The 21448-nt window shown below is 60.4% G+C and carries 18 protein-coding genes; 5 read left to right on the top strand and 13 right to left on the bottom strand.

The annotated features are described in order from the left end of the window. Nucleotides 1-9: 9 nt before the first annotated feature. On the top strand, nucleotides 10-693 hold the full coding sequence (locus CCGE531_RS07475; protein ID WP_120663617.1) for an ABC transporter ATP-binding protein: 684 nt from the start codon (nucleotides 10-12) through the stop codon (nucleotides 691-693). A gap of 7 nt (nucleotides 694-700) precedes the next feature. Here CCGE531_RS07475 and CCGE531_RS07480 read toward each other — a convergent pair whose 3' ends face one another. Together CCGE531_RS07480 and CCGE531_RS07485 are read right to left on the bottom strand one after the other, a co-directional pair. Next, nucleotides 701-1168 carry a DUF5680 domain-containing protein gene (locus tag CCGE531_RS07480; RefSeq protein WP_120663618.1) on the bottom strand — a complete coding sequence of 156 codons (468 nt, stop codon included), beginning with the start codon at nucleotides 1166-1168 and terminating at the stop codon, nucleotides 701-703. A 79-nt stretch (nucleotides 1169-1247) separates the two neighbouring features. Then, a complete protein-coding gene (locus CCGE531_RS07485) occupies nucleotides 1248-1841 on the bottom strand; it encodes a hypothetical protein (protein WP_120663619.1) in 594 nt (197 codons plus the stop codon). A 356-nt stretch (nucleotides 1842-2197) separates the two neighbouring features. Between CCGE531_RS07485 and dnaE the strand changes: the two genes are divergently transcribed. Then, complete coding sequence (gene dnaE / locus CCGE531_RS07490) at nucleotides 2198-5692, top strand: DNA polymerase III subunit alpha (RefSeq protein ID WP_120663620.1); 3495 nt, start codon at nucleotides 2198-2200, stop codon at nucleotides 5690-5692. Nucleotides 5693-5713: 21 nt separating this feature from the next. On the opposite strand, the gene CCGE531_RS07495 is transcribed toward dnaE, so the two are convergent. From CCGE531_RS07495 to CCGE531_RS07505, 3 genes are all read right to left on the bottom strand, one after another. Further along, entirely contained in the window at nucleotides 5714-6985 is a 1272-nt protein-coding gene (locus CCGE531_RS07495; protein ID WP_120663621.1) for a L,D-transpeptidase family protein, read from the bottom strand. Between the two features lie 193 nt (nucleotides 6986-7178). Then, complete coding sequence (locus CCGE531_RS07500; RefSeq protein ID WP_120663622.1) at nucleotides 7179-8219, bottom strand: GH25 family lysozyme; 1041 nt, start codon at nucleotides 8217-8219, stop codon at nucleotides 7179-7181. A gap of 190 nt (nucleotides 8220-8409) precedes the next feature. Beyond that, nucleotides 8410-9699: a DNA polymerase IV gene (locus CCGE531_RS07505; RefSeq protein WP_120663623.1), complete on the bottom strand. Its 1290-nt coding sequence runs from the start codon at nucleotides 9697-9699 to the stop codon at nucleotides 8410-8412. A 110-nt stretch (nucleotides 9700-9809) separates the two neighbouring features. Between CCGE531_RS07505 and CCGE531_RS07510 the strand changes: the two genes are divergently transcribed. Next, nucleotides 9810-10361 (top strand): GNAT family N-acetyltransferase, encoded by a 552-nt coding sequence (locus CCGE531_RS07510; protein ID WP_120663624.1) that lies wholly within the window; start codon nucleotides 9810-9812, stop codon nucleotides 10359-10361. Nucleotides 10362-10391: 30 nt separating this feature from the next. On the opposite strand, the gene CCGE531_RS07515 is transcribed toward CCGE531_RS07510, so the two are convergent. After that, entirely contained in the window at nucleotides 10392-11039 is a 648-nt protein-coding gene (locus CCGE531_RS07515; protein ID WP_120663625.1) for a hypothetical protein, read from the bottom strand. A gap of 2 nt (nucleotides 11040-11041) precedes the next feature. Beyond that, a complete protein-coding gene (locus CCGE531_RS07520; protein ID WP_120663626.1) occupies nucleotides 11042-11350 on the bottom strand; it encodes a DUF3572 domain-containing protein in 309 nt (102 codons plus the stop codon). A gap of 131 nt (nucleotides 11351-11481) precedes the next feature. On the opposite strand from CCGE531_RS07520, the gene CCGE531_RS07525 reads away from it, so the two are divergent. Continuing rightward, nucleotides 11482-11853 (top strand): response regulator, encoded by a 372-nt coding sequence (locus tag CCGE531_RS07525; RefSeq protein WP_028754034.1) that lies wholly within the window; start codon nucleotides 11482-11484, stop codon nucleotides 11851-11853. Between the two features lie 16 nt (nucleotides 11854-11869). Continuing rightward, on the top strand, nucleotides 11870-13243 hold the full coding sequence (locus CCGE531_RS07530) for a PleD family two-component system response regulator (protein WP_120663627.1): 1374 nt from the start codon (nucleotides 11870-11872) through the stop codon (nucleotides 13241-13243). Nucleotides 13244-14055: 812 nt separating this feature from the next. Here the strand turns inward: CCGE531_RS07530 and rpmG are convergent. The 6 genes from rpmG to topA form a co-directional block, all read right to left on the bottom strand. Next, complete coding sequence (rpmG, locus tag CCGE531_RS07535) at nucleotides 14056-14223, bottom strand: 50S ribosomal protein L33 (RefSeq protein ID WP_003547442.1); 168 nt, start codon at nucleotides 14221-14223, stop codon at nucleotides 14056-14058. 96 nt (nucleotides 14224-14319) lie between these two features. After that, a complete protein-coding gene (locus tag CCGE531_RS07540) occupies nucleotides 14320-15504 on the bottom strand; it encodes an MFS transporter (protein WP_120663628.1) in 1185 nt (394 codons plus the stop codon). Beyond that, nucleotides 15497-15814: a hypothetical protein gene (locus CCGE531_RS07545; RefSeq protein ID WP_162943860.1), complete on the bottom strand. Its 318-nt coding sequence runs from the start codon at nucleotides 15812-15814 to the stop codon at nucleotides 15497-15499. The genes CCGE531_RS07540 and CCGE531_RS07545 overlap by 8 nt, the downstream gene beginning before the upstream one ends. Next, nucleotides 15811-16266 (bottom strand): DUF983 domain-containing protein, encoded by a 456-nt coding sequence (locus CCGE531_RS07550; RefSeq protein ID WP_120663630.1) that lies wholly within the window; start codon nucleotides 16264-16266, stop codon nucleotides 15811-15813. Before CCGE531_RS07550 ends, CCGE531_RS07545 begins: the two co-directional genes overlap by 4 nt. A 32-nt stretch (nucleotides 16267-16298) precedes the next feature. Then, the gene (gene rnr / locus CCGE531_RS07555) at nucleotides 16299-18677 is read right to left on the bottom strand and encodes a ribonuclease R (protein WP_120663631.1); all 2379 of its coding nucleotides are present in this window, start codon (nucleotides 18675-18677) and stop codon (nucleotides 16299-16301) included. Then, on the bottom strand, nucleotides 18674-21346 hold the full coding sequence (gene topA / locus CCGE531_RS07560) for a type I DNA topoisomerase (RefSeq protein ID WP_120666594.1): 2673 nt from the start codon (nucleotides 21344-21346) through the stop codon (nucleotides 18674-18676). The genes rnr and topA overlap by 4 nt, the downstream gene beginning before the upstream one ends. Nucleotides 21347-21448 lie beyond the last annotated feature (102 nt).

Raw genomic sequence — 21448 nt, forward strand, 5'->3', positions numbered from 1 at the left:
CCGCATTTGATGAAACGCAACGTCGTTCTCCAGCTCTCGGGCGTGGAGCGTCATTACGGGCACGGTGAGACGCGGCTGTCGATCCTGAAGAGGGCCGATTTTGCCTTGCACAGCGGCGAGATCGTCGCGCTGGTGGCGCCTTCAGGCACGGGCAAGTCGACGCTGCTGCATGTGGCCGGCCTGCTGGAGCATCCCGATGGTGGTGAGGTGGTCGTCAACGGCCAGGCCTGCGAAGCCTTGTCCGATGAAAAGCGCACGGCCGTGCGCCGCGGCGAGATCGGTTTCGTCTATCAGTTCCATCATCTGTTGCCCGAGTTCTCAGCGCTCGAAAACATCATGATGCCGCAGCTCATTTCCGGCCTTTCGCGCAAGGATGCAAGCGCGCGCGCCGCCCAGCTTCTCGACTACATGCGTATCGGTCACCGCGCCGATCATCGCCCGGCCGAACTGTCCGGCGGCGAGCAGCAGCGCGTCGCGATCGCCCGCGCCGTCGCCAACGCCCCGCTGGTGCTGTTGGCGGACGAGCCGACCGGCAACCTCGATCCAGCGACCGCGCATTACGTCTTCGATGCGCTGGAAGCGCTGGTGCGTCAATCGGGTCTTGCGGCCCTGATCGCCACCCACAATCACGAACTCGCCGCCCGCATGGATCGCCGCGTCACCCTGAGCGACGGCAAGGTGGTCGAGGTTTGATTGCTCGCTACGAAACGATCAGGCCACCACGATAATCCAGTTCGTAGGCCTTGCGCTCCCCGACCATGATTGCCTCATGGCCGATGAAGTGGTGGCAATCGCCCGTGCTGCGATCGATATAGCGACCATAGGCGTGCTCGAACTCGAAGCCGCCGAGAAAGCGCTTTTCATCCAGATAGAGGCGCAGCAGCGCCGACTTGATGACCATGCCGGCGCGGGTGCCGTCGATCAGATCTGGCTCGATGATATGGCCGAAATAATTCATGGCCCAGACTGGCTCGTCGTCATGCCAGACCAGTTCTTGTCCGGCGAAATCCGTGCCGCCGAAATAGCTGTCGAGATAGCGCCAGCGGCCGTTTGCGTAGCCGATGTCATGCGACCCGCTGCGGCAGGACGGCAGCCTCTCGCCATCGCCGACATAGGTCTCCGCCTTGGCGATGACAATAAAACCGTTCAGCTCGGCAAGATCCGGCATGACCCTCTCCAGTTTTGATGAGTGGGCACGATGCCATTCAATGCGCTGGTTGTAAAGAACAAAAAGAGAACAAACTGGATTAATGGCCGCTTTCGCAGGCTTTCTGGCCCAAATCGTCCTGCCAATCCTGAATGTTGACGGTCCTCGCTTCGGCCTTCAGCGTCTTGCCGTCCTTCGTCACCTTGCCGGTCAATACGTTATAGTCGCAGGTGTGACTGTTGTCCGGTTCGAGTGTATCGCGGGAACCATAGGTGTAACCGGCCACCACGAAGTTGCTGTTGCGATAGGCAAGCGTCAGCGTCTGTTGCCAGCGATCACGACCGATGGCGTCGTTCTGCGAGGCGATCGCGAGAGAACCGTTCGGCAAGGCTGAAATCGAGGGTTCCTGGCCGACCATCCCACCAGGCTCGACGCTGCCCCATATTTTGTTCGGAGCGCTTACGGCGAGCTTCAGCAAGGAGTGTTCGTCATCGCGCAGGTAGATATGGATGCCGATCGGATTATCGGCCTGATCGTCCGAGGCGGGCGCCACCAGAAGGGCGAGATCCGGTTTGCCGTCCTTGTTCCAGTCGCCGATCGCGGCATCGATGATGCGGCCGGGCGCGCCGGCGTCTTCGGCGCGGGCCGTGGTTGCAAGCGAAAGCAGAATGAGAGCGCAGGCAAGTAATTTCATCGTGATCTCCCTGTTCGCACCTCAATAGCGCCGGGCTGTTCCGGCGTCCATTGGAGAGCGAGAAAGTCGCGTGATGAAATTTATTGATGCTGCTATTGACTCTGGAACAAAAATGGAACAAAAAAGAAACATAACGAGTAAGGAGCGCGTAAATGACCGATATCATTCGAGACGTTGCAGCATTCACCTCCATCGTCATGTTCGTTGCCAGCTTTTCCCTCATCATGATGGCGATGTGAGTTTTATCCCCTGTATGCACATGCTGCTCCCGCTTTTGATGGGAGCAACTTCTGGACTTTACGATCCGCAATGTCGAAAATGCAGCCGATTCATTTGGGCATGCGGAAGGGTTTGAGATGGCGGATATGGGTGGCAGCGGCGCGGCGGCGCCGGCCGGCGAAATGCCGGAATTCGTGCACCTCAGGGTTCATTCCGCTTATTCCCTGCTAGAGGGCGCACTGCCGCTCAAGAAGATATTGGCCAAGGCTGCCAGCGACAGCCAGCCGGCCATCGCGATTACCGATACCAACAATCTTTTCGTTGCCCTCGAATTCTCGCAGAAGGCGGTGGACGAGGGTTTGCAGCCGATCATCGGCTGTCAGGTATCGATTGACATGGAAGATGGTGGCGAGAGCGAGAAGCGGGGGCCGCAACAGGCGCTGGCCAAATTGCCGTCCATCGTGCTGCTTGCCGCCACGGAAGAAGGCTATGAACGCCTGGTCGATCTGGTCAGCCGCGCCTATCTCGGCGGCGAAAGCAACGGCGCCATTCACATCACGAGCTCATGGTTGGAGGAGATCGGCACGGAGGGCATGATCGCGTTGACCGGCTCGCTGACCGGCCCGGTCGATATGGCAATGAAGGAGGGACATGCGGCACAGGCGCTCTCCCGCCTGCTGACCCTGAAGCGGCTGTTCGGCGATCGGCTCTATCTCGAATTGCAGCGCCACGGCACCTATGATCGCCGCCACGAGCAGAAGATGATCGCGCTAGCTTACGAGCATGAGATTCCGCTGGTCGCGACCAACGAGGCCTTTTTCCCGACGCGTGACGATTACGACGCCCACGACGCGCTGATGGCGGTGGCTCATAACGCCATCGTCTCGGACGACACGCGTTTTCGCCTGACGCCGGATCATTATCTGAAGAGCCGTGCCGACATGGCGAAACTTTTCGCCAATCTGCCGGAGGCGCTGGAGAATACGGTCGAGATTGCCCGCCGCTGCTCCTTCATCCTGAATACGCGCAAGCCGATCCTGCCGCGTTTCACCGGCGCCACCGATGATGCGGAGGAGGCCGAACGCGCCGAGACGGCAGAGTTGCGCGCCCAGGCTATCGAGGGGCTTGACCAGCGTCTCGCCTCGCTCGGCATGGCGCCGGGCTACGAGGAGAAAGAATATCGCGAGCGGCTGGAATTCGAACTCAGCGTCATCGAGCGCATGAAATTCCCCGGCTACTTCCTGATCGTTGCCGACTTCATCAAATGGGCCAAGCGGCATGATATCCCGGTCGGCCCTGGCCGCGGCTCGGGCGCGGGCTCGCTGGTCGCCTATGCGCTCACCATCACCGACGTCGATCCGCTGCGCTTCTCGCTGCTTTTCGAGCGCTTTCTCAATCCCGAACGCGTTTCGATGCCGGACTTCGATATCGACTTCTGCCAGGACCGGCGTGAAGAAGTGATCCGCTACGTGCAAGCCAAATATGGCCGCGAGCAGGTGGCGCAGATTATTACCTTCGGTTCGCTGCAGGCGCGCGCCGCCCTTCGCGACGTCGGCCGCGTGCTCGAAATGCCCTATGGCCAGGTCGACAAGATCTGCAAGCTGGTGCCGAACAATCCCGCCAACCCGACCCCGCTCAGCAAGGCGATCGAGGAGGAACCGCGTCTGCAGGAGGAGGCGGACAAGGAGCCGGTCGTTGCCCGGCTTCTCGACATCGCCCAGAAGATCGAAGGCCTCTATCGCCACGCCTCCACGCACGCCGCCGGCATCGTCATCGGCGACCGCCCGCTTTCGAAGCTGGTCCCGATGTATCGCGACCCGCGCTCCGACATGCCGGTCACGCAGTTCAACATGAAGTGGGTAGAGCAGGCCGGCCTCGTGAAGTTCGACTTCCTTGGCCTCAAGACCCTGACCGTCCTGAAGACGGCGGTCGATTTCGTCGCCAAGCGCGGCATCTCGATCGATCTCGCCGGCATCCCGCTCGACGACAAGACGACCTATGACATGCTTTCGCGCGGCGAGACGGTCGGCGTGTTCCAGGTGGAAAGCGCGGGCATGCGCAAAGCCCTTATCGGCATGCGCCCGGACTGCATCGAGGACATCATCGCGCTGGTTGCGCTCTATCGCCCCGGCCCGATGGAGAACATCCCGGTCTATAATGCCCGCAAGCATGGCGAGGAGGAGATCGAATCGATCCACCCGAAGATCGATTACCTTCTGAAGGAGACGCAGGGCGTCATCGTCTACCAGGAGCAGGTGATGCAGGTCGCCCAGGTGCTCTCTGGCTATTCGCTCGGCGAAGCCGATCTTCTGCGCCGCGCCATGGGTAAGAAGATTAAGGCGGAGATGGACCAGCAGCGCGAGCGCTTCGTCGACGGCGCCATTGAGAACGGCGTGTCGAAGGGGCAGGCCGACGTGATCTTCGATCTGCTCGCCAAATTCGCCAATTACGGCTTCAACAAGTCGCACGCCGCCGCCTATGCCATTGTCTCCTACCAGACCGCCTATATGAAGGCGCACTATCCGGTGGAGTTCCTGGCGGCGTCAATGACGCTCGATATGTCCAATACCGAAAAGGTCAACGACTTCCGCCAGGATGCCAAGCGCCTGGGCATCGAGGTCATCGCGCCCTCGGTGCAGACTTCGTTCCGCCATTTCGAGACGGGCGACAACCGCATCTATTATGCGCTGGCCGCGATCAAGGGTGTGGGTGAATCCGCCGTTGATCATATCGTCGAAGTGCGTGGCGATCAGCCCTTTGCCGGCATCGAGGATTTTTGCCTTCGTATCGATCCCAAGCAGATCAACCGCCGCGTTCTGGAAAGCCTGATCTGCGCCGGCGCCTTCGACTGCTTCGAGATCGATCGCGCGCAGCTGATCGCCGGCCTGGACCGCGTCATGGGCTATGCCCAGGTGGCGCAGGAAAACAAGCGCAGCGGCCAGCATGACATGTTCGGAAGTGCTGCGTCAGGCCCGGAAAAGATCGTGTTCCCGGCCTACACGCCCTGGCTCGCTTCGGAGCGGCTGCTTCGCGAATTCCAGGTACTCGGCTTCTACCTGACGGCGCATCCGCTCGATACCTACAAGAGCGTGCTCGACAAGATGCGGGTGCAGCCCTTCGCCGATTTCTCAGCCGCGGTGAAGCAGGGCGCCAGCAACGGGCGTTTGGCCGGCACGGTGATCTCGAAGCAGGAGCGCAAGACGCGCACCGGCAACAAGATGGGTATCTTCGTCTTCTCGGATGCGTCGGGCCAGTTCGAAGCCGTGCTCTTCTCCGAGACGCTCAACCAGTATCGCGATGTGCTGGAAGTCGGTAAATCCTTCGTCATCACCGCGCAGGCGGATGAGCGTCCGGAAGGCATCAGCCTGCGGCTGCAAACGGCGCAGTCGCTGGAGGAGAAGTCGCTGCAGATGCAGAAGGCGCTGCGCGTCTATGTCCGAGATTCCGGGCCGCTGAAGGCCGTTGCCGCGCATCTGAACGCCAGGGGCGACGGCCTCGTCTCCTTCATCGTCATCAAGGAGGAAGGGTTGCGCGAGGTCGAGGTGGCGCTGCCGGATAAATATCGCATCACGCCGGAGATTGCCGCTGCGCTGCGCACGGCGCCGGGCGTGATCGACGTGGAGCTGGTCTAAAGCGACTCCCGGAGAAGCGTTCTAGCCCTTCTTTCCGAGCGCGCCATTGTTGGTGATGGTGATGAAATCGGTCTCGTTGCCGGTTTCAGGGCCAACGCCGGTGTCGGAAATCGTCAGCGAAGAACCGGCCGTCAGCAGATCCTCGATGCGGTGGCGGACATCGTCGGGAATGGTGATGCGGCCAAGCGCCTGTCCGGCGGCATCGAGCGATTGCGATTGCTCTTCGCTAGTGATGCCGTACCGCTTCCTTGCCTGCTTGCTGAGATCTTCTTCGAGCGTCATGCCGAACCAGTCGGCCTTGCCGCTGATCCGGTCGATCGCGTTGGCGGTGAAGAAATGCACGCCGAGCGCCTCTTGCGGCTCGGCGATGATGGCGGGGCCTTCGAAGAGCGGCTTGAACTTCTGGCGGACCATGATCGCGCCGTTCGGCGGCTCGCCCTTGCCGGCGGCGGCATAAACAGCCTTCATCAGCGAGGGGCTGACGAGGCTGCCCGTCGCCGTGATATCATGCGCCTTCTTGAAATCTTCGATCGCTTGCACCGTTGCCGGCCCGAGCATGCCGTCGGGCGTTCCGGTGGTGAAGCCCATTCCGTTCAGGATGCCCTGGAGGTCGCGCACATTTTCGCGCAATCCGCGCCGGGTGATAAGGATGCTGAGCGGCGCCGGATCGGCAGGCGGCGTAACGGTTTCCTGTGCCTTCGGGATCCGGATCGAGGTCACATCGTTCGTCGCGACCTGCAGGGATTGCCCGTGCGGCAGAAAGCTCGCGGTCATCGGGCGCAGTTCGATACCGGAAAACAGCGCCGGTGGAGGTGCTGCCTGCGGCTGGAACAGCATTGCGCTCTCGAAAGGCTGCGGCACCAGTGGCTGATTGGCGATGACGACATGCACGCCGCGCTCGGTCATCTGGTAGAGCATCTTGGCGAAAGCCTTCGGCATGCGCACGCAGCCGTGGGAAGCCGGATAGTTCGGAACCGAATTGGATTCGTGCAGCGCGATGCCTGACCAGGTCAGCCTTTGCATGAAGGGCATGGGCGCGGCCGAATAGAGGTTTGATTCGTGATAGACCTTCTTTTCCAGAATGGAGAAGATGCCGCTCGGTGTCGTATGTCCACGCTTGCCGGTCGAAACCTTCGAGGTCGCGATCACCTGGTCGCCATCAAAGACGGCAAGCGATTGCCTGTCCTTCGACACCACGATCTGCAGCGTGCGGCCATCCGGCGCGGCAAGAGAAGGATGTGATAGGGCGGTGGCCGACAACAGCCCGAGCCCAAGCAACAAAAACGGTTTCATATAGACACAAACCAAAACGCAATACTCGTGCCGCCAAGGTAGACTTCGAAGTTTAAGGAAGGCTTGCCGAAAGCGGTGGGCCGTCGCTCCAGTGAAGCCTGGGGCTGCCTTGTTGCGGCGAAATACAGAATCACCGGAACTGAGTGGTCAAACTCAGCTTCGGTGATGGGCTGAATGGTCGGACTTTGAAAGGTCAGCGAACGCTGGAGGCCACCCAGTTGTGCCAGTCCTGCTCGTTGCCATGAAAGGCGTTGAGGTCGATCTTGCCGTCGACGCCGTGGGAGACGCCGGAGCCGGAATATTGCCAGAACAGCCATTTCCGGCCCGGATAGACCTTGGACGGATGTTGGGCCACGGCGCGCAGCCAGAAGGGATAGTCAAGTAGTTCGCCGCTGAGATTGTCGCGATAGAAGTCCGGCGCGGTATAGACGATCGGACGCTGGCCGTAATGCCTCTCCAGCTTGTCCATGAAGACCTGCATCTTGGCAAGCACCTGCTCGCGTGAAGGCCGGCGCTTGCAGCTCGACTCGCCGTTCCATTCCACGTCGATGACGGGTGGCAACGCCCCGGCTTCCTTCGGCACGTTGCGGATGAACCAATCGGCCTGCTCCCCGGCAGTCCGGCACCAATAGAAGAAGTGATAGGCGCCATGCTTCAGGCCGGCCTGTTGGGCGGCCCGCCAGTTCTTCCTGAACATCGGATCGAGATGATCGCCCCCGTCCGTCGCCTTGATGTAGACGAAGTTCGCACCCTGGGTGCGCAGCGTATCCCAGTCGATCTCGCCCTGCCAGCGCGAGACGTCGACGCCATGCACGGCGAGTTTCCGGGGCGAGGTGGTCGAGCCGAAGTTGATCGGCTTGGCATCGCGGAAGCGGTGGCTATAGATCTGCATCGGCTGCTGCCGCATGGCGCGAGGCATGGGATTCGACGGCGCCAGCATGGCGAGCGGCCGCTGCAGCGGTACGGGAGTGTCGTCGCCGCCTTGTTCGGAGGGCAGAAATGCTTCCGGCCGGACATCCGCCGGCATTGCGGCTGCCAGGGCCTGCTGGCGCTCGACCCGCGAGACCGTTTCCCCGATTTCGACCGATGGCACCGGCCGGCTGCTCTTTGCGATGGAGCTGGTCATTTCCTTCGAAGGCGGGCTGGCTTGCGCGGCTTCGCGCTCACCTCGGGCGGCGCAGCCTGAGATCGTCAGGCAGGCGAAAAGAATGGTGGATACAGCCGATAGACGCATAGGAACCCGTACGCAAAACACAATCGACGGCGGATCCGCGCCGTTCGGAAGTTACAGAATCCAAGTCCTAATGGAAATTTACCAAAAAAGTTTGAATCCGAGCTTTCCGTCACAAAGAATCACGCGCGTGACGTGATTATCAGCTGCGTATTTTTATGTCACCGATCGGTGATTTAATTTTAAGTCATTGTTATTTATGACGCTTGTCGCCGAATGTGTAACCGGTCTCGACCGTCTTGTTGCCGAATTTTTCTTTGAGCTTGTCCATGGCAGCTTCCACGGCGGCGCGCCGCGTCGCCTGTATGTCGATAAGATCGGGCGGGTCCGCGCGCTCCGCGTCGCCAAGATCGGTGACGCCAATGCCGATGAGGCGGAACTTCGTGCCGTCAGTCTCGTGTTCGAGCAGGCGCAGGCCGGTGCGGAAGATCCGGTCTGCAAGCTGGGTCGGATCTTCCAGGCGGCGGTTGCGCGTGCGGATCTTGAAGTCGGCGGTCTTCAGCTTGAGCACCACCGTCTGCCCGGCAGTGCCGCTGCGTTTCAGGCGCCGCGAAACCTTCTCCGAGAGATCGCGCAGGATCGCCACGAGATCGTCATGGCGTGAAATGTCTTCGAAGAAAGTCGTTTCGGAAGACACGCTCTTTGCCGCTTCGTTCGGATGCACGGTGCGATCGTCGATGCCGCGGGCGAGACGGAAAAGCCGCTGCCCGATGACGCCGTAGCGACGCATGAGGTCGCCTTCCTCCATGGCCTGCAATTGGCCGATGGTGCGGATGCCGTCGCTCTCGAGCGTCGCCGCGAAAGCTTTGCCGACGCCCCAGATGATGGTGACGGGGCGCGGCTCCAGGAAAGAGAACGCCTCCTCGCGCCCGATGACGGAGAAGCCGCGTGGCTTCTGCAGGTCGGAGGCGACCTTGGCGAGGAACTTGCAATAGGAAAGGCCGACCGAGATGGTGATGCCGATTTCCTGTTCTACTTTCCGGGCGAATTTGGCGAGAATGCGTGCCGGCGGATCGTGATGAAGCCGCTGCGTGCCGTCGAGCTCCAGAAAGGCCTCATCGATCGAAAGCGGTTGCACCAACGGCGTCAGCTCTTGCATCATCCCTCGAACCTCCCGGCCGACGCGGACGTATTTCTCCATGTTCGGACGGATGACGACGGCGTTCGGGCAGGCTTCCAGCGCTTTGAACATCGGCATGGCGGAGCGCACCCCATGGATGCGGGCGATGTAGCAGGCGGTGGAGACGACGCCGCGTTTGCCGCCGCCGATGATGACAGGTTTGTCGGCCAGCTCCGGATTGTCGCGTTTTTCGATCGAGGCGTAAAAGGCGTCGCAGTCGATATGCGCCAGCGTCAATCCGTAGAGTTCGCGGTGATAGACGAGGCGAGGGCTGCCGCAGCTCCGACAGCGCGTTCGTGCGGCCGATTGCTCGCTCAAGCAATCGCGACAGAAACCTGAGATCTTGTCCGGCGCATTGGTCATTGAACGAGAACAAAAATTGAACATCGCTACTTTATGTTTTAAGCTTGTGAGTCTCAAGCTGGAAAACTGTCGGGGAGCAGGGCGTGCAGAATTTAAGCGTGCAACCATTAATGCCCGGTCGCTGGGACGATTTCGAGGTGCTTTTCGGGCCGAGTGGCGCCTGCTACGGATGCTGGTGTACCCATTTTCGCGTCCCGACGTCGCAACGCAAGACGATGGATGCGGCCGCCAAGAAGCGGTTCATGCAGGAGCGTGTCGCGGCAGGGCCGCCTCCCGGTCTTCTTGGCTATGTCGACGGGCAGCCGATCGCCTGGGTGCAGGTCGGCCCGCGCGCCGAGTTGCCGCAATGGAATTCGGCTAAAACCGTATCGCGCCCACTCGATCCGGCGGATGCGGAGGACAGCTCGATCTGGGCCGTCAGCTGCTTCTTCATGAATGCGCGCGATCGCGGCAAGGGACACAGCCATCGCATGCTCTCGGAGGCCGTCAACTTTGCCAAGGCATCCGGTGCGCGGCTGCTGGAGGGCTGTCCGATCGAGCGTACCAAGCAATCGAAATCCGTCGGCCTTTATGTGGGCTCGCAGCGCATATTCGAAGCAGCCGGATTTTCGGAGGTTGCCAAGCGCAAGGATGGCCGGCCGCTGATGCGCCTCATCCTTTGAGATCGGGCTTTGAGATCGGGTTGGATTGCCTCAGCGCACGATATGGGCCTGGATCAATAGTGCCGCCTGGCTCCATTCGTTTGCTTCGGGGATTCCCGTTGCGGCGGCTGGCGCCATGCGGTGGACGACGGAGTCCGGTTTGAGGTTGATCAGGAGGCATTCCGGAACATGTTCGCTGACCGAATGCAGATTATGGGCCATGTCGTCGACGAAGGCGATGGGCATGGTGCGCTGTCGATGCAAGGATCGCACGATCGGCCCCTTCGGCTGCAACGATGCGAGCAGTGGATAGGCAAGATCGAGCCTGTCGAGCAGGCGGCGCCTCTGGGCCCAGAACTGTGGCGGCATGGCCGTGAGGAAGACGATATCGGCGTCTTTCGAGAATTCCCCAAGCGTATCGACAACGCGCTCGAAGGGGGTCTGCCATCGTTCCTGGGCCTCGAAGAAGACTTCGATCAGCCGGTGAACATCCCTTTCTTCCAGTGCGGAGCCATTGTTCTTGGAGACGATGTTGCCCGTCAGCCGGAAAGAGCGTGGCAGGAATTCGTAGCCTTCGCCGTCGATGAAGGTCAGGAAAGGAGCAAAGAAATGCAAGACGACGTCGTCGACATCGCAGACGATCAGCGGCCGATCCCGCAGCCGGATATGCGATACGTCGAATTCGACCGGGGCATCCATGGTCAATATTCTCCAGACGCAAGGCCGGGTGGCGAAAAATGCGCCGACGCGGCGGCGACGGCCTCCGGTGGAATGCCGCTCGCCTCGCAAAAGGCCAGCAATGTCGGTTCATGGTTCATGAGGAAGTCGAGCATGCCGGCGAGAAAGGCGGGCTCATTGATGGCGTTGCGCACCTGTGCCGGCTCCACGCCGGTCAGCGCCAGGAAGCGGCCGAACATATCCGATTCGTTGGCCAGCCAGCCGAGTACGGCAATCGCGGTCTCCTGCGGGTCGGCCGCATTCTTCTTCGGGTTCTTGAAGTTACTTTGCATTTTGAAGGGTGAGTTACCTATTTTTCAACCAAATGCCGGTAGTTTGCGATTCAAGTATTTCTGGAATCGATTCCTCGCGACCCTATATTTCGAGAGAATGAATGCAATACCGGATGCAGGGACAGCTTTCCATGCCTAAGCAGGTAATGATTGTAGAAGACAATGAGCTCAATATGAAGCTCTTTCGCGATCTGATCGAGGCTTCCGGCTATACGACGATCCAGACCCGTAACGGCATGGAAGCGCTCGATCTCGCCCGCAAGCATCGTCCGGACCTGATCCTCATGGATATCCAGCTTCCGGAGGTTTCCGGCCTGGAAGTCACCAAATGGCTGAAGGAAGACGATGATCTCCATGTCATCCCCGTAATCGCGGTTACGGCATTCGCCATGAAGGGCGATGAGGAGCGTATTCGCCAGGGCGGATGCGAGGCCTATGTCTCGAAGCCGATTTCGGTGCCGAAATTCATTGAAACCATCAAGACCTATCTGGGCGACGCCTGATGATGGGGAAGAACTGATGACCGCGCGTATCCTGGTAGTCGACGATGTCCCGGCCAACGTAAAGCTTCTGGAAGCACGGCTGCTTGCCGAATACTTCGAAGTGCTGACGGCGGAAGACGGTTTGAAGGCGCTCGCCGTTTGTGCGAACGCCCAGGTCGATCTCATCCTTCTCGATATCATGATGCCCGGCATGGACGGATTTGAAGTGTGCGAACGCCTGAAATCGGATCCGCGCACGGCGCATATACCCGTCGTCATGGTTACCGCGCTCGACCAGCCGGCCGACCGTGTGCGCGGCTTGAAGGCCGGTGCCGACGACTTCCTGACGAAGCCGGTCAACGACCTGCAGCTTATTTCCCGCGTCAAGAGCCTTCTTCGCCTCAAGACGCTGAGCGACGAACTGCATATGCGCAACGAGACCGCGCGCAATTTCGGTATCGACGATCTGTTTCGGGCCGGTGATGGCCGCGCCGACGAAGCAGGACAGGTGCTTCTGGTCGATGGTCGTGCCAATTCGCAGGAGCGTATCATCCGTACGCTCAAGCCGATCGCCCAGGTTATCGCGATGTCCGATCCGCAGGCCGCCTTGTTCGAGGCGGCCGAGCGGCCTTTCGAACTTGTCATCGTGAATTCGAATTTCGAAGACTACGATCCGCTGCGGCTTTGCTCGCAGCTTCGCTCGCTGGAGCGCACGCGCTTCCTGCCGGTGCTGCTGGTAACGGAACAAGGCGCGGACGAGATGACCGTCCGTGCGCTGGACCTCGGCGTCAACGACTATATCGTCCGCCCCATCGATCCGAACGAACTCGTCGCCCGCTGCCTCACTCAGATACGGCGCAAGCGCTATAACGACCGGTTGCGTGCCAGCGTGCAGCAGACCATCGAACTTGCCGTCACCGACGCGCTCACCGGCCTGCACAACAGGCGATACCTGGACAATCACCTCAAGGTGCTTTTCGATCGGTCCCTGGCGCGGGGCCGGCCGCTTTCCGTCCTGATCACCGACATAGATCGTTTCAAGACCGTCAACGACACCTATGGTCACGACGCCGGCGACGAGGTGTTGAAGGAGTTCGCGGCGCGCATCCGCTCAACGGTGCGTGGTGCTGATCTAGCTTGCCGTTACGGTGGCGAGGAATTCGTTGTCGTCATGCCGGATACAACAGCCGATATCGCGGCTGCGGTTGCCGAACGTCTGCGCGCTGCGGTAGAAAATATGCCGGTGAAATTGCGAGATAATGGTGTCGCTCTTAACATCACCGCATCCTTCGGTATTTCGTCTCGTTTGGACACAATCGAGGCGCCGGAGCAATTGATGAAGCAGGCTGATCTTGCGCTTTACGAAGCGAAAAGAGCGGGCCGCAACAGGGTGGTCGCCTCGGCTGCTTGACGGTAGCGGATCGTTAAAGCGGAGATCACCTACTGATATTGAGGGTATTTTTCAAGTTTTGAACAGTGGTCAAAAAAAATTGTTCTCTGTTCCGCCGAGACGTATCGCCGCTGCATTGCTGCAACAAAAGGCCCGTACTTTTATTTAAAGTCGGCGCGAATACATACGCATTCGGAATAATCTTGAAATCTGGCCTTAATTTTATTCTATAGCTGTGAATTGTTTGAAACTCCCCTACTGTATGCAAGTCGATAGGCGTGAGTTTAACTGAAAGTAATTTATATATTCTGATTTTCTTGAATATATGTATTCGGATTTTTCCATCACCATAGGAATTAGATCTTTATTCCTTAAGCCTTCTTGATTTCGGATCGTTAAAACTATCGGACATTCTTTTGTCTCAAAGTCATGAATTTTAACCATCCGAGCAGGCAGGTATTTTTTATCATTAAGAATTTGTTGATTTCCTTTCGATTTCGCGCGAATTTAGTCCAGTACACAGACAGCCCGCAAGGGTTTCCAAGATACCCCATGATGCTCAGGTCCGCCGCATCTCCTGGGTCGTGGGGTCGGTCGGCTGGCAGGCAGAAAGAGAACGGTTCCTCGTGCCGTTTTGCAGGCTAGCCGGCCCCCAATTTAAAAACGCCGCTCTTCGTTCATCGAAGGCGGCGTTTTTTCTTCTTCATCAGGGCCGTCAGCTTTTCAGCGCGGATGATGTGGCAAATTTAGATTATGCTTTGGAAATCGCCGGTAAAAGCAAAAAGGCGCGAACCCGTAGGTCGCGCCTTTTTGTAACCTGAGGTTTAGGAAGATTACTTGATCTTCGTTTCCTTGAACTCGACGTGCTTCTTCGCGACCGGGTCGTATTTCGTCTTGGTCATCTTGTCCGTCATCGTACGGCTGTTCTTCGTCGTGACGTAGAAGAAACCAGTGTCGGCCGTCGACAGCAGCTTGATCTTGATAGTGGTAGCCTTGGCCATAGTCGTCCTGCCTTTAATAAAAATGAACGCCGTGGACGGCCGGTGCGGGGGTCCACGGCGAATTCTGGCGCGAAAATACAAATCGCGCCCGAAAAGTCAACCTCTGTTGCCCATGAAAAGCAATCGTATCCCCGAAAGCAGGACATAAAGGCCGAAGAAAAAGGCCACAGCCCAGGCAAAGCCGCTGGGGTTGACCAAATCCATCGCCGTGCCGATCGTCGGCGGTCCGAGAACCATGCCGATGGCATAGCAGAATACGAAGGCCGCGTTGGCCGCAACAAGATCCGCGCCGGTCAGCCGCGTGCCAAGATGGCTGAGGCCGACGGTATACATGCCGGAAACACAGCCGCCCCAGAAGAGCAGAATGACCGCAAGAATGATCCAGTTCGACGACAATGACGGCAGCAGCAGCGCGCCGACCAGGCCGATGGTGGCCATGATCGAGAGCAACGGCCGCTTGTCGCGCATGCGGTCGGCCAGCAGTCCGAGGGGGATCTGAAAGACGAAATTGCCCACGCCCATGACGGTCAGCAGCAATGCGGCCTGCGATTCGTTGAAGCCGAGGCGCGTCGCATAGCTGGTGAACAGCGAGCCTCCGCCGACGGTTACCGCGCCGAACACGAAGACCGCCGCCGTCGCCGTCGGCACCAGGAAGATGTAACGGACGAAATGCAGTTCGGGCTTTTCGTTGACGACCGGGCTCTCATTGCGCGCAATGAAGATCGGAATGGCGGCGGCCAGGATGATGCAGGCGCCGATGATGAAGGGCATCAGGCCCTCGCTGCCGACCACGGAGAAGAGCAGGGGGCCTGCCGCAAATCCGAGGGAGAAAACCGTGGAATAAAGGCCAAGCACAAAGCCGCGCTTGGAGGGCGGTGAGGCCGCGTTGATCCAGAATTCCGATAGGATGAAGAGGGTCGTGGTCCCACCATGGAAAAGGATGCGCAGCGGAAACCATAGCAGCAGGTTTTCCGCGTAATAGAAGCCGAGTGAACTCAGCGATGAGAGGATGACCGCCCAGATCATCGTCCGGACGACGCCGAAGCGATGCGCGAGCTTGGTCGTGATGACCGCGGCCAGCATCGAGGCTATTCCCATCATCGCCGTATTGAGCCCGATCAGGCTCGAGGGAATGCCGCGCTTTTCGAGAATGATGCTGAGAAGCGGCAGGCCCAGCCCGATGGCGATGCCGACGGCGGACACGGAGGCAATGGCTGCGACGAGCGAAGGCCAGTGAATTTCTTCGACATGGCCGGCCTTGTCGTTCGTCGGTTCAAGCATAAACTAATTCCTGGAGCATGAGGCAGGCGAATCGATCCGGATGCGCAACATAGAAAGCCACGGCTCGGCCAAATTCAGGTGACGGGTCGGCTTTCATGAGATCGGTCAAACCCTCCGAAATAGTCCCCTTGACGCGCGGCATGTTCAGACAAGAAATATTGCTGATGTCAAGCTGTTGCTGATGAACCAGCTCGCGCAAATCGCGAATATGAGGCGAATCGATCGTGATTCCCGATAGAAGAGTGCAATGGTATGAGACAACCTCGGCCCTTCGTCCGGGCCGGCTGCGCAGGCGGACATGCATTGTCACGACCGGCCGTTCCCTTCATCCCATTCTTCCGGACTGTCGTCATGTCCGCCGAATCCATGCATCCGGAGCGCCCATTGCAGCCCGATGACGCCGCCCTTGATCGGTTGAATGACGGCAAGCGCTGTGATGACGGTGATAGGCACCCATATGGCGAAATGTGCCCAGAGCGGCAATTTGAACGTCATGTCCATCAGCATGTAGCCGCCGACGACGACGTGGCCGAGAACCAGGATCACTAGATAGGGCGGCAGATCGTCGGCGCGCTGGTGAAAGATTTCCTCGCCGCACACGGCGCAATGATCGACCGGTTTCAGGAAGGCGCGGAAAAGCCTGCCGGTGCCGCAGCGCGGGCAGCGGTTCAGCATGCCGCGGGAAATCGATCGTCCAAGCGGACGCTCGCTTTCATCGGAGCCACCGAAGCGGGTGGGAGGGTCGGATGGGCTGCCCGTCATGAATGCGTTTCCTTCCTGCCGGCAGCCGTCTTTTACCTGCGTCCGCGCGGCGGTCTTGTGCCCGGCGCCTTGCGGGCCTGGTTCTTGTTGCGGCGGGTCGCCTTGTGGAAGGAACGCACCGCGGTCGGCATCGGCCTGCCTTCGCTCAGCATTTCGAAGCGCAGAGCCCCGGCAAGCGGCACGGCCTCGACGAGCTTTACGCTGACGTCATCGCCGAGACGATAGCCGAGCCCCGTTCTTTCGCCCGTCAGCGCCTGGTGCGCCTCATCATAGATGAAATAATCGGAGCCGAGCGTGGATATGGGGATGAAACCGTCGGCGCCATAGTCCGGCAGGGTGACAAAAAGTCCCGACTTGGTGACACCGCCGACGCGCGCCTCGAATTCCGCACCGACCTTGCCAGCCAGATGATGGGCAATGAGCCGGTCGACCGTCTCACGCTCGGCAGCCATGGCGCGGCGCTCGAAGGTCGAGATTTCGGCGGCGATATCGTCCAGCGTTGCCTCTTCGTCCGGTGTGATCCCGCCTTCGCCGAGGCCGAGCGAGCCGACGAGTCCGCGATGCACGATCAGATCGGCGTAGCGGCGGATCGGCGAGGTAAAGTGGGCGTATTTCATCAGGTTCAGGCCGAAGTGCCCGATGTTGTCGGGGCTGTAGATCGCCTGGCTCTGCGAGCGCAGCACCATCTCGTTGACCATGGTCTGATGCGGCGTGCCCTCGGCTTTCGCCAGGATGCCGTTGAAGCTGTTGGCCCGAACGTTGCCGCCCTTGGGCAGCGATATGTCGAGTGTCGCCAGGAATTCGCGGAGCACTTCCTGCTTGGCGAGCGTCGGGCCGTCATGGATGCGGTAGACGAGCGCCTGCTTCCTCTTCTCCAGCGTTTCGGCGGCGGCGACGTTTGCCTGGATCATCATCTCTTCGATGAGCTTGTGCGCATCGAGGCGCGGCGGCACGACGACGCGATCGACCGTACCATCAGGCTTCAGCAGGATCTTGCGCTCGGGCATGTCGAGCTCGAGCGGCTGGCGACGGTCACGGCCCCTCTTCAGAATGTCGTAGGCGTGCCAGAGCGGCTTGAGCATGGGCTCCAGCATCGGTCCGGTCTTGTCGTCGGGCTGGCCGTCGATCGCCGCCTGCGCCTGCTGGTAGGAAAGCTTGGCCGCACTCTTCATCATGATGCGATGGAAGGTGTGGCCCGCCTTGCGGCCTTCCCTGGAGAAAATCATCCGCACTGCGAGGGCAGGGCGATCGACGCCTTCCTTCAGCGAGCAGAGATCGTTGGAGATGCGCTCGGGCAACATCGGCACGACGCGATCGGGGAAATAGACCGAATTGCCGCGCTTCAGCGCTTCGCGGTCGAGCGGAGAGTTTGGCCGCACGTACCAGGAGACGTCGGCGATGGCGACGGTAACGATCACGCCGTCCGGATTGTCGGGCGAAGGGTCCATTTCGGCATAGACGGCGTCGTCATGGTCCTTGGCATCGGCCGGATCGATGGTGATCAGCGGCAGGCTGCGCCAATCCTCGCGATGCGACATAGTCGCTGCCTTGGCGGCATCGGCTTCGGCGGTCACGGCGACGGGGAAGACGTGCGGGATTCCATGCGCATGGATGGCGATCATCGAGATCGCCTTTTCCGAGGCGACCGAGCCGACGACCGATAGCACCTTGGCGCGCGGCAGGCCGAAGCGGCCGAGGCGGGCAATTTCCACCTCGACAAGATCGCCGTCCTTGGCGTCGCCGGTATAGTCCGGATCGATGACCATCTCCTCGCCGCGACGCTCGATCGGCATCAGCCGGCCGCCGCCGCCGGGCGTTTCGCGGAACACGCCCATGGAGGCACCCTTCCGCTTGTCGAGCACTTTGATGATGCGAGCCGTATAGGCCGGGCCGCCGCGATCCACTGCCGAGAAAATCTTTGCGAGGATGCGATCGCCCATGCCGGCGACCGGCGCCTTGCCCTTGCCGTTGCGGCCGGCCGGCGAGGAGGATTGCTTGATCATCACGGCGGGCGCAACGCCGTTTTCTTCGTTCCATTCGGCGGGGCGGCCGATCAGTTCCCCGTCCTTGTCGCGCGTGGTGATGTCGAGAACGGCGATCGGCGGCAGCGCGCCGGGGCGGATGAGCGACTTGCGGCTCTTCTGCACCATGCCTTCTTCTTCGAGTTCGCGCAGGAGGTCTTTCAGCGCGACGCGGCTCTCGCCCTTCAGGCCGAAAGCTTTGGCCAGTTCGCGCTTGGAAGCCTGCTCGGGATGATCGGCGATGAAGCGCAGGATGACCTCACGCGGCGGCAAGGTGCCGTGAATGATTGCCATCATCGGCTCCGCGTCACCGCCTGCCTTACCGGCGCGGCCGGGTTTGCCGGAACGCCGTTCCGACGATGGATTCCTGCCGCGCGGTTCTCTGCTCACTCTGCACTCTTCTTTTTCGCTGCCGTCTTGGCCGCGGGCTTCTTTGCAGCAGCCTTCGGCTTGGCGGTCGTTTTCGTCGCTTTTGCGCCGGCCGCCGCGGTCTTTGCCCTGGCGGGCGCCTTCTTGCCGGTGCTGCCGCTCTTGCCGGCCTTCGCCGCGATCAGAACCAGGGCTTCCTCGACCGTGATCGCCTGCGGATCCGTGCCCTTCGGCAGCGTCGCATTGACCTTGCCCCAATTGACATAAGGGCCGTACTTTCCATCACGAACGGTGATCGAGCCGCCGCCATCCGGATGGGCGCCGAGATCCTTCAGCGCCGCCGGCGTGCCACCGCGTGCCCCACCACCCGCCTTGCTCTGCTTTTCGGCAATCAGCGTCACGGCGCGGTTCAGGCCGACGGTGAAGACATCTTCGACAGTTTCCAGGTTGGCGTAGCCGCCGTCATGCAGAAGGAAGGGGCCGTAGCGGCCGATGCCGGAAGAAATCATCTTGCCGGTTTCGGGGTGCTTGCCGATATCGCGTGGCAGCGAGATCAGCGCCATCGCCTTTTCATAGTCGATATCCTCGGGCTTCCAGCCCTTCGGCAGCGATGCGCGCTTGGCGTCCTTGCCGTCGCCCCGCTGGATATAGGGTCCGAAGCGGCCCGAACGCAGCGTCAGTTCTTCGCCGGTCACCGGATCGGTGCCGAGCGCCTTCGGCTCGTTCAATCCGTTGGATTCGGCTTCCGCGCCGCCTTCCGACGAAAGCTGGCGGGTATAATTGCATTCCGGATAGTTCGAGCAGCCGACGAAGGCGCCGTACTTGCCGAGCTTCAGCGAGAGGTTGCCCGTGCCGCACACCTGGCAGATGCGCGGGTCGCTGCCGTCTTCGCGCTTCGGGAAGACAAGCGGGGCGAGCGTCTCGTTCAAGGCGTCGAGGACGTTGGTGACGCGCAGTTCCTTGGTGTCTTCGATCTGGGCAAAGAAGTCGCGCCAGAAGTCGCGCAGCACGTCCTTCCAGTTCAGCTCGCCGGCCGAAATGCGGTCGAGCTTCTCTTCCAAATCGGCCGTGAAATCATATTCCACATATTTGGTGAAGAAGCTTTCGAGGAAGGCCGTCACCAGCCGACCCTTGGCCTGCGGCAGCAGCTTGCGCTTGTCGATGGTCACGTAATCGCGGTCGCGCAGCGTCGCGAGCGTCGCCGCATAGGTCGACGGCCGGCCGATGCCTAGCTCTTCCATCTTCTTGATCAGCGACGCTTCCGAATAGCGCGGTGGCGGTTCGGTGAAGTGCTGGGTCGAATTGATTTTCTGTTTGGCGAGATTCTCGCGCGCATTGATCTCCGGCAGGCGGCCATCCTCGTCGTCGGCATCGTCGCTCTGCTCGCCATCTTCCTTCTGGTCGGTATAGGCGGCAATGAAGCCGTCGAAACGGATGACGGAGCCGACGGCGCGCAGGCCGGCCTTCTGGCCGGCATTGTCGGCCAGGATCTCGACCGTGGTGCGCTCGATCTCGGCGGAGGCCATCTGGCTGGCGATACCGCGCTTCCAGATCAGGTCGTAGAGCCTCAGCTGGTCGGCATCGAGGAATTTGCGGACGCGATCCGGTACGCGATCGAAATCGGTCGGGCGGATCGCTTCGTGCGCTTCCTGGGCATTCTTCGCCTTGGTCGAATAAAAGCGTGCCTTCTCCGGCAGATAACGGTTGCCGAACTGGTCGGCGATGGCGGTCCGTGCCGCTTCGATCGCTTCCGGCGCCATCTGCACGCCGTCCGTACGCATATAGGTAATGAGACCGACCGTCTCGCCGCCGATGTCGACGCCCTCATAGAGCTTCTGCGCCACCTGCATGGTACGCGAAGCGGAGAAGCCGAGCTTGGAGGAGGCGGCCTGCTGCAGCGTGGAGGTGGTGAAAGGCGGGCTTGGATTGCGCTTGACCGGCTTTGCCTCGACGCTGTCGACGACATAGGCAGCGCCTTCCAGCAATGCCTTCAGCTTGCCGGCCTCTTCGCCGTTGCCGATCGAACGCGGCTGCAGGCGCTTGCCGTCCGCGTTGACCAGGCGGGCTTCGAATTCGTCGCCGCGCGGCGTCTTCAGGATGGCCGACAGGTTCCAGTATTCTTCCGAGATGAAGCGTTCGATCTCGGACTCGCGATCGCAGACGAGGCGAAGTGCGACGGATTGCACGCGGCCGGCCGAACGGGCGCCCGGCAGCTTGCGCCACAGGACCGGCGACAGGTTGAAGCCGACGAGATAGTCGAGCGCGCGGCGGGCGAGATAGGCGTCGACCAGCGGCACGTCGATGTCGCGCGGATCGGCCATGGCGTCGAGCACGGCCTTCTTGGTGATGGCGTTGAAGACCACGCGCTTCACCGGCTTGCCGTTGATGACGCGCTTCTTGTTCAACAGGTCGAGCACATGCCAGGAAATGGCTTCGCCCTCGCGATCCGGGTCGGTCGCGAGAAACAGGCTGTCGGAGGATTTCACCGCATCGGCGATGTCCTTCATGCGCTTTTGCGAAGCGCCATCGACTTCCCACAGCATTTCGAAATCTTGATCCGGCAGCACCGAACCGTCTTTCGCGGGCAGGTCACGCACATGGCCGAAGGAAGCAAGAACCTTATATCCGGGTCCCAGATATTTATTGATTGTCTTGGCCTTGGCAGGCGATTCCACCACTACAACGTTCATCATCAAGTCTCTGAATAAGAGGTCGCGCCGATATAAGGCGCGGGAGATACCGGGTTTTTCCGGCTTCCCGGCCTTCCGACATGGACAGGGAATTCGTCGCGG

Source organism: Rhizobium sp. CCGE531 (assembly GCF_003627795.1).
Classification (GTDB): Bacteria; Pseudomonadota; Alphaproteobacteria; order Rhizobiales; family Rhizobiaceae; genus Rhizobium.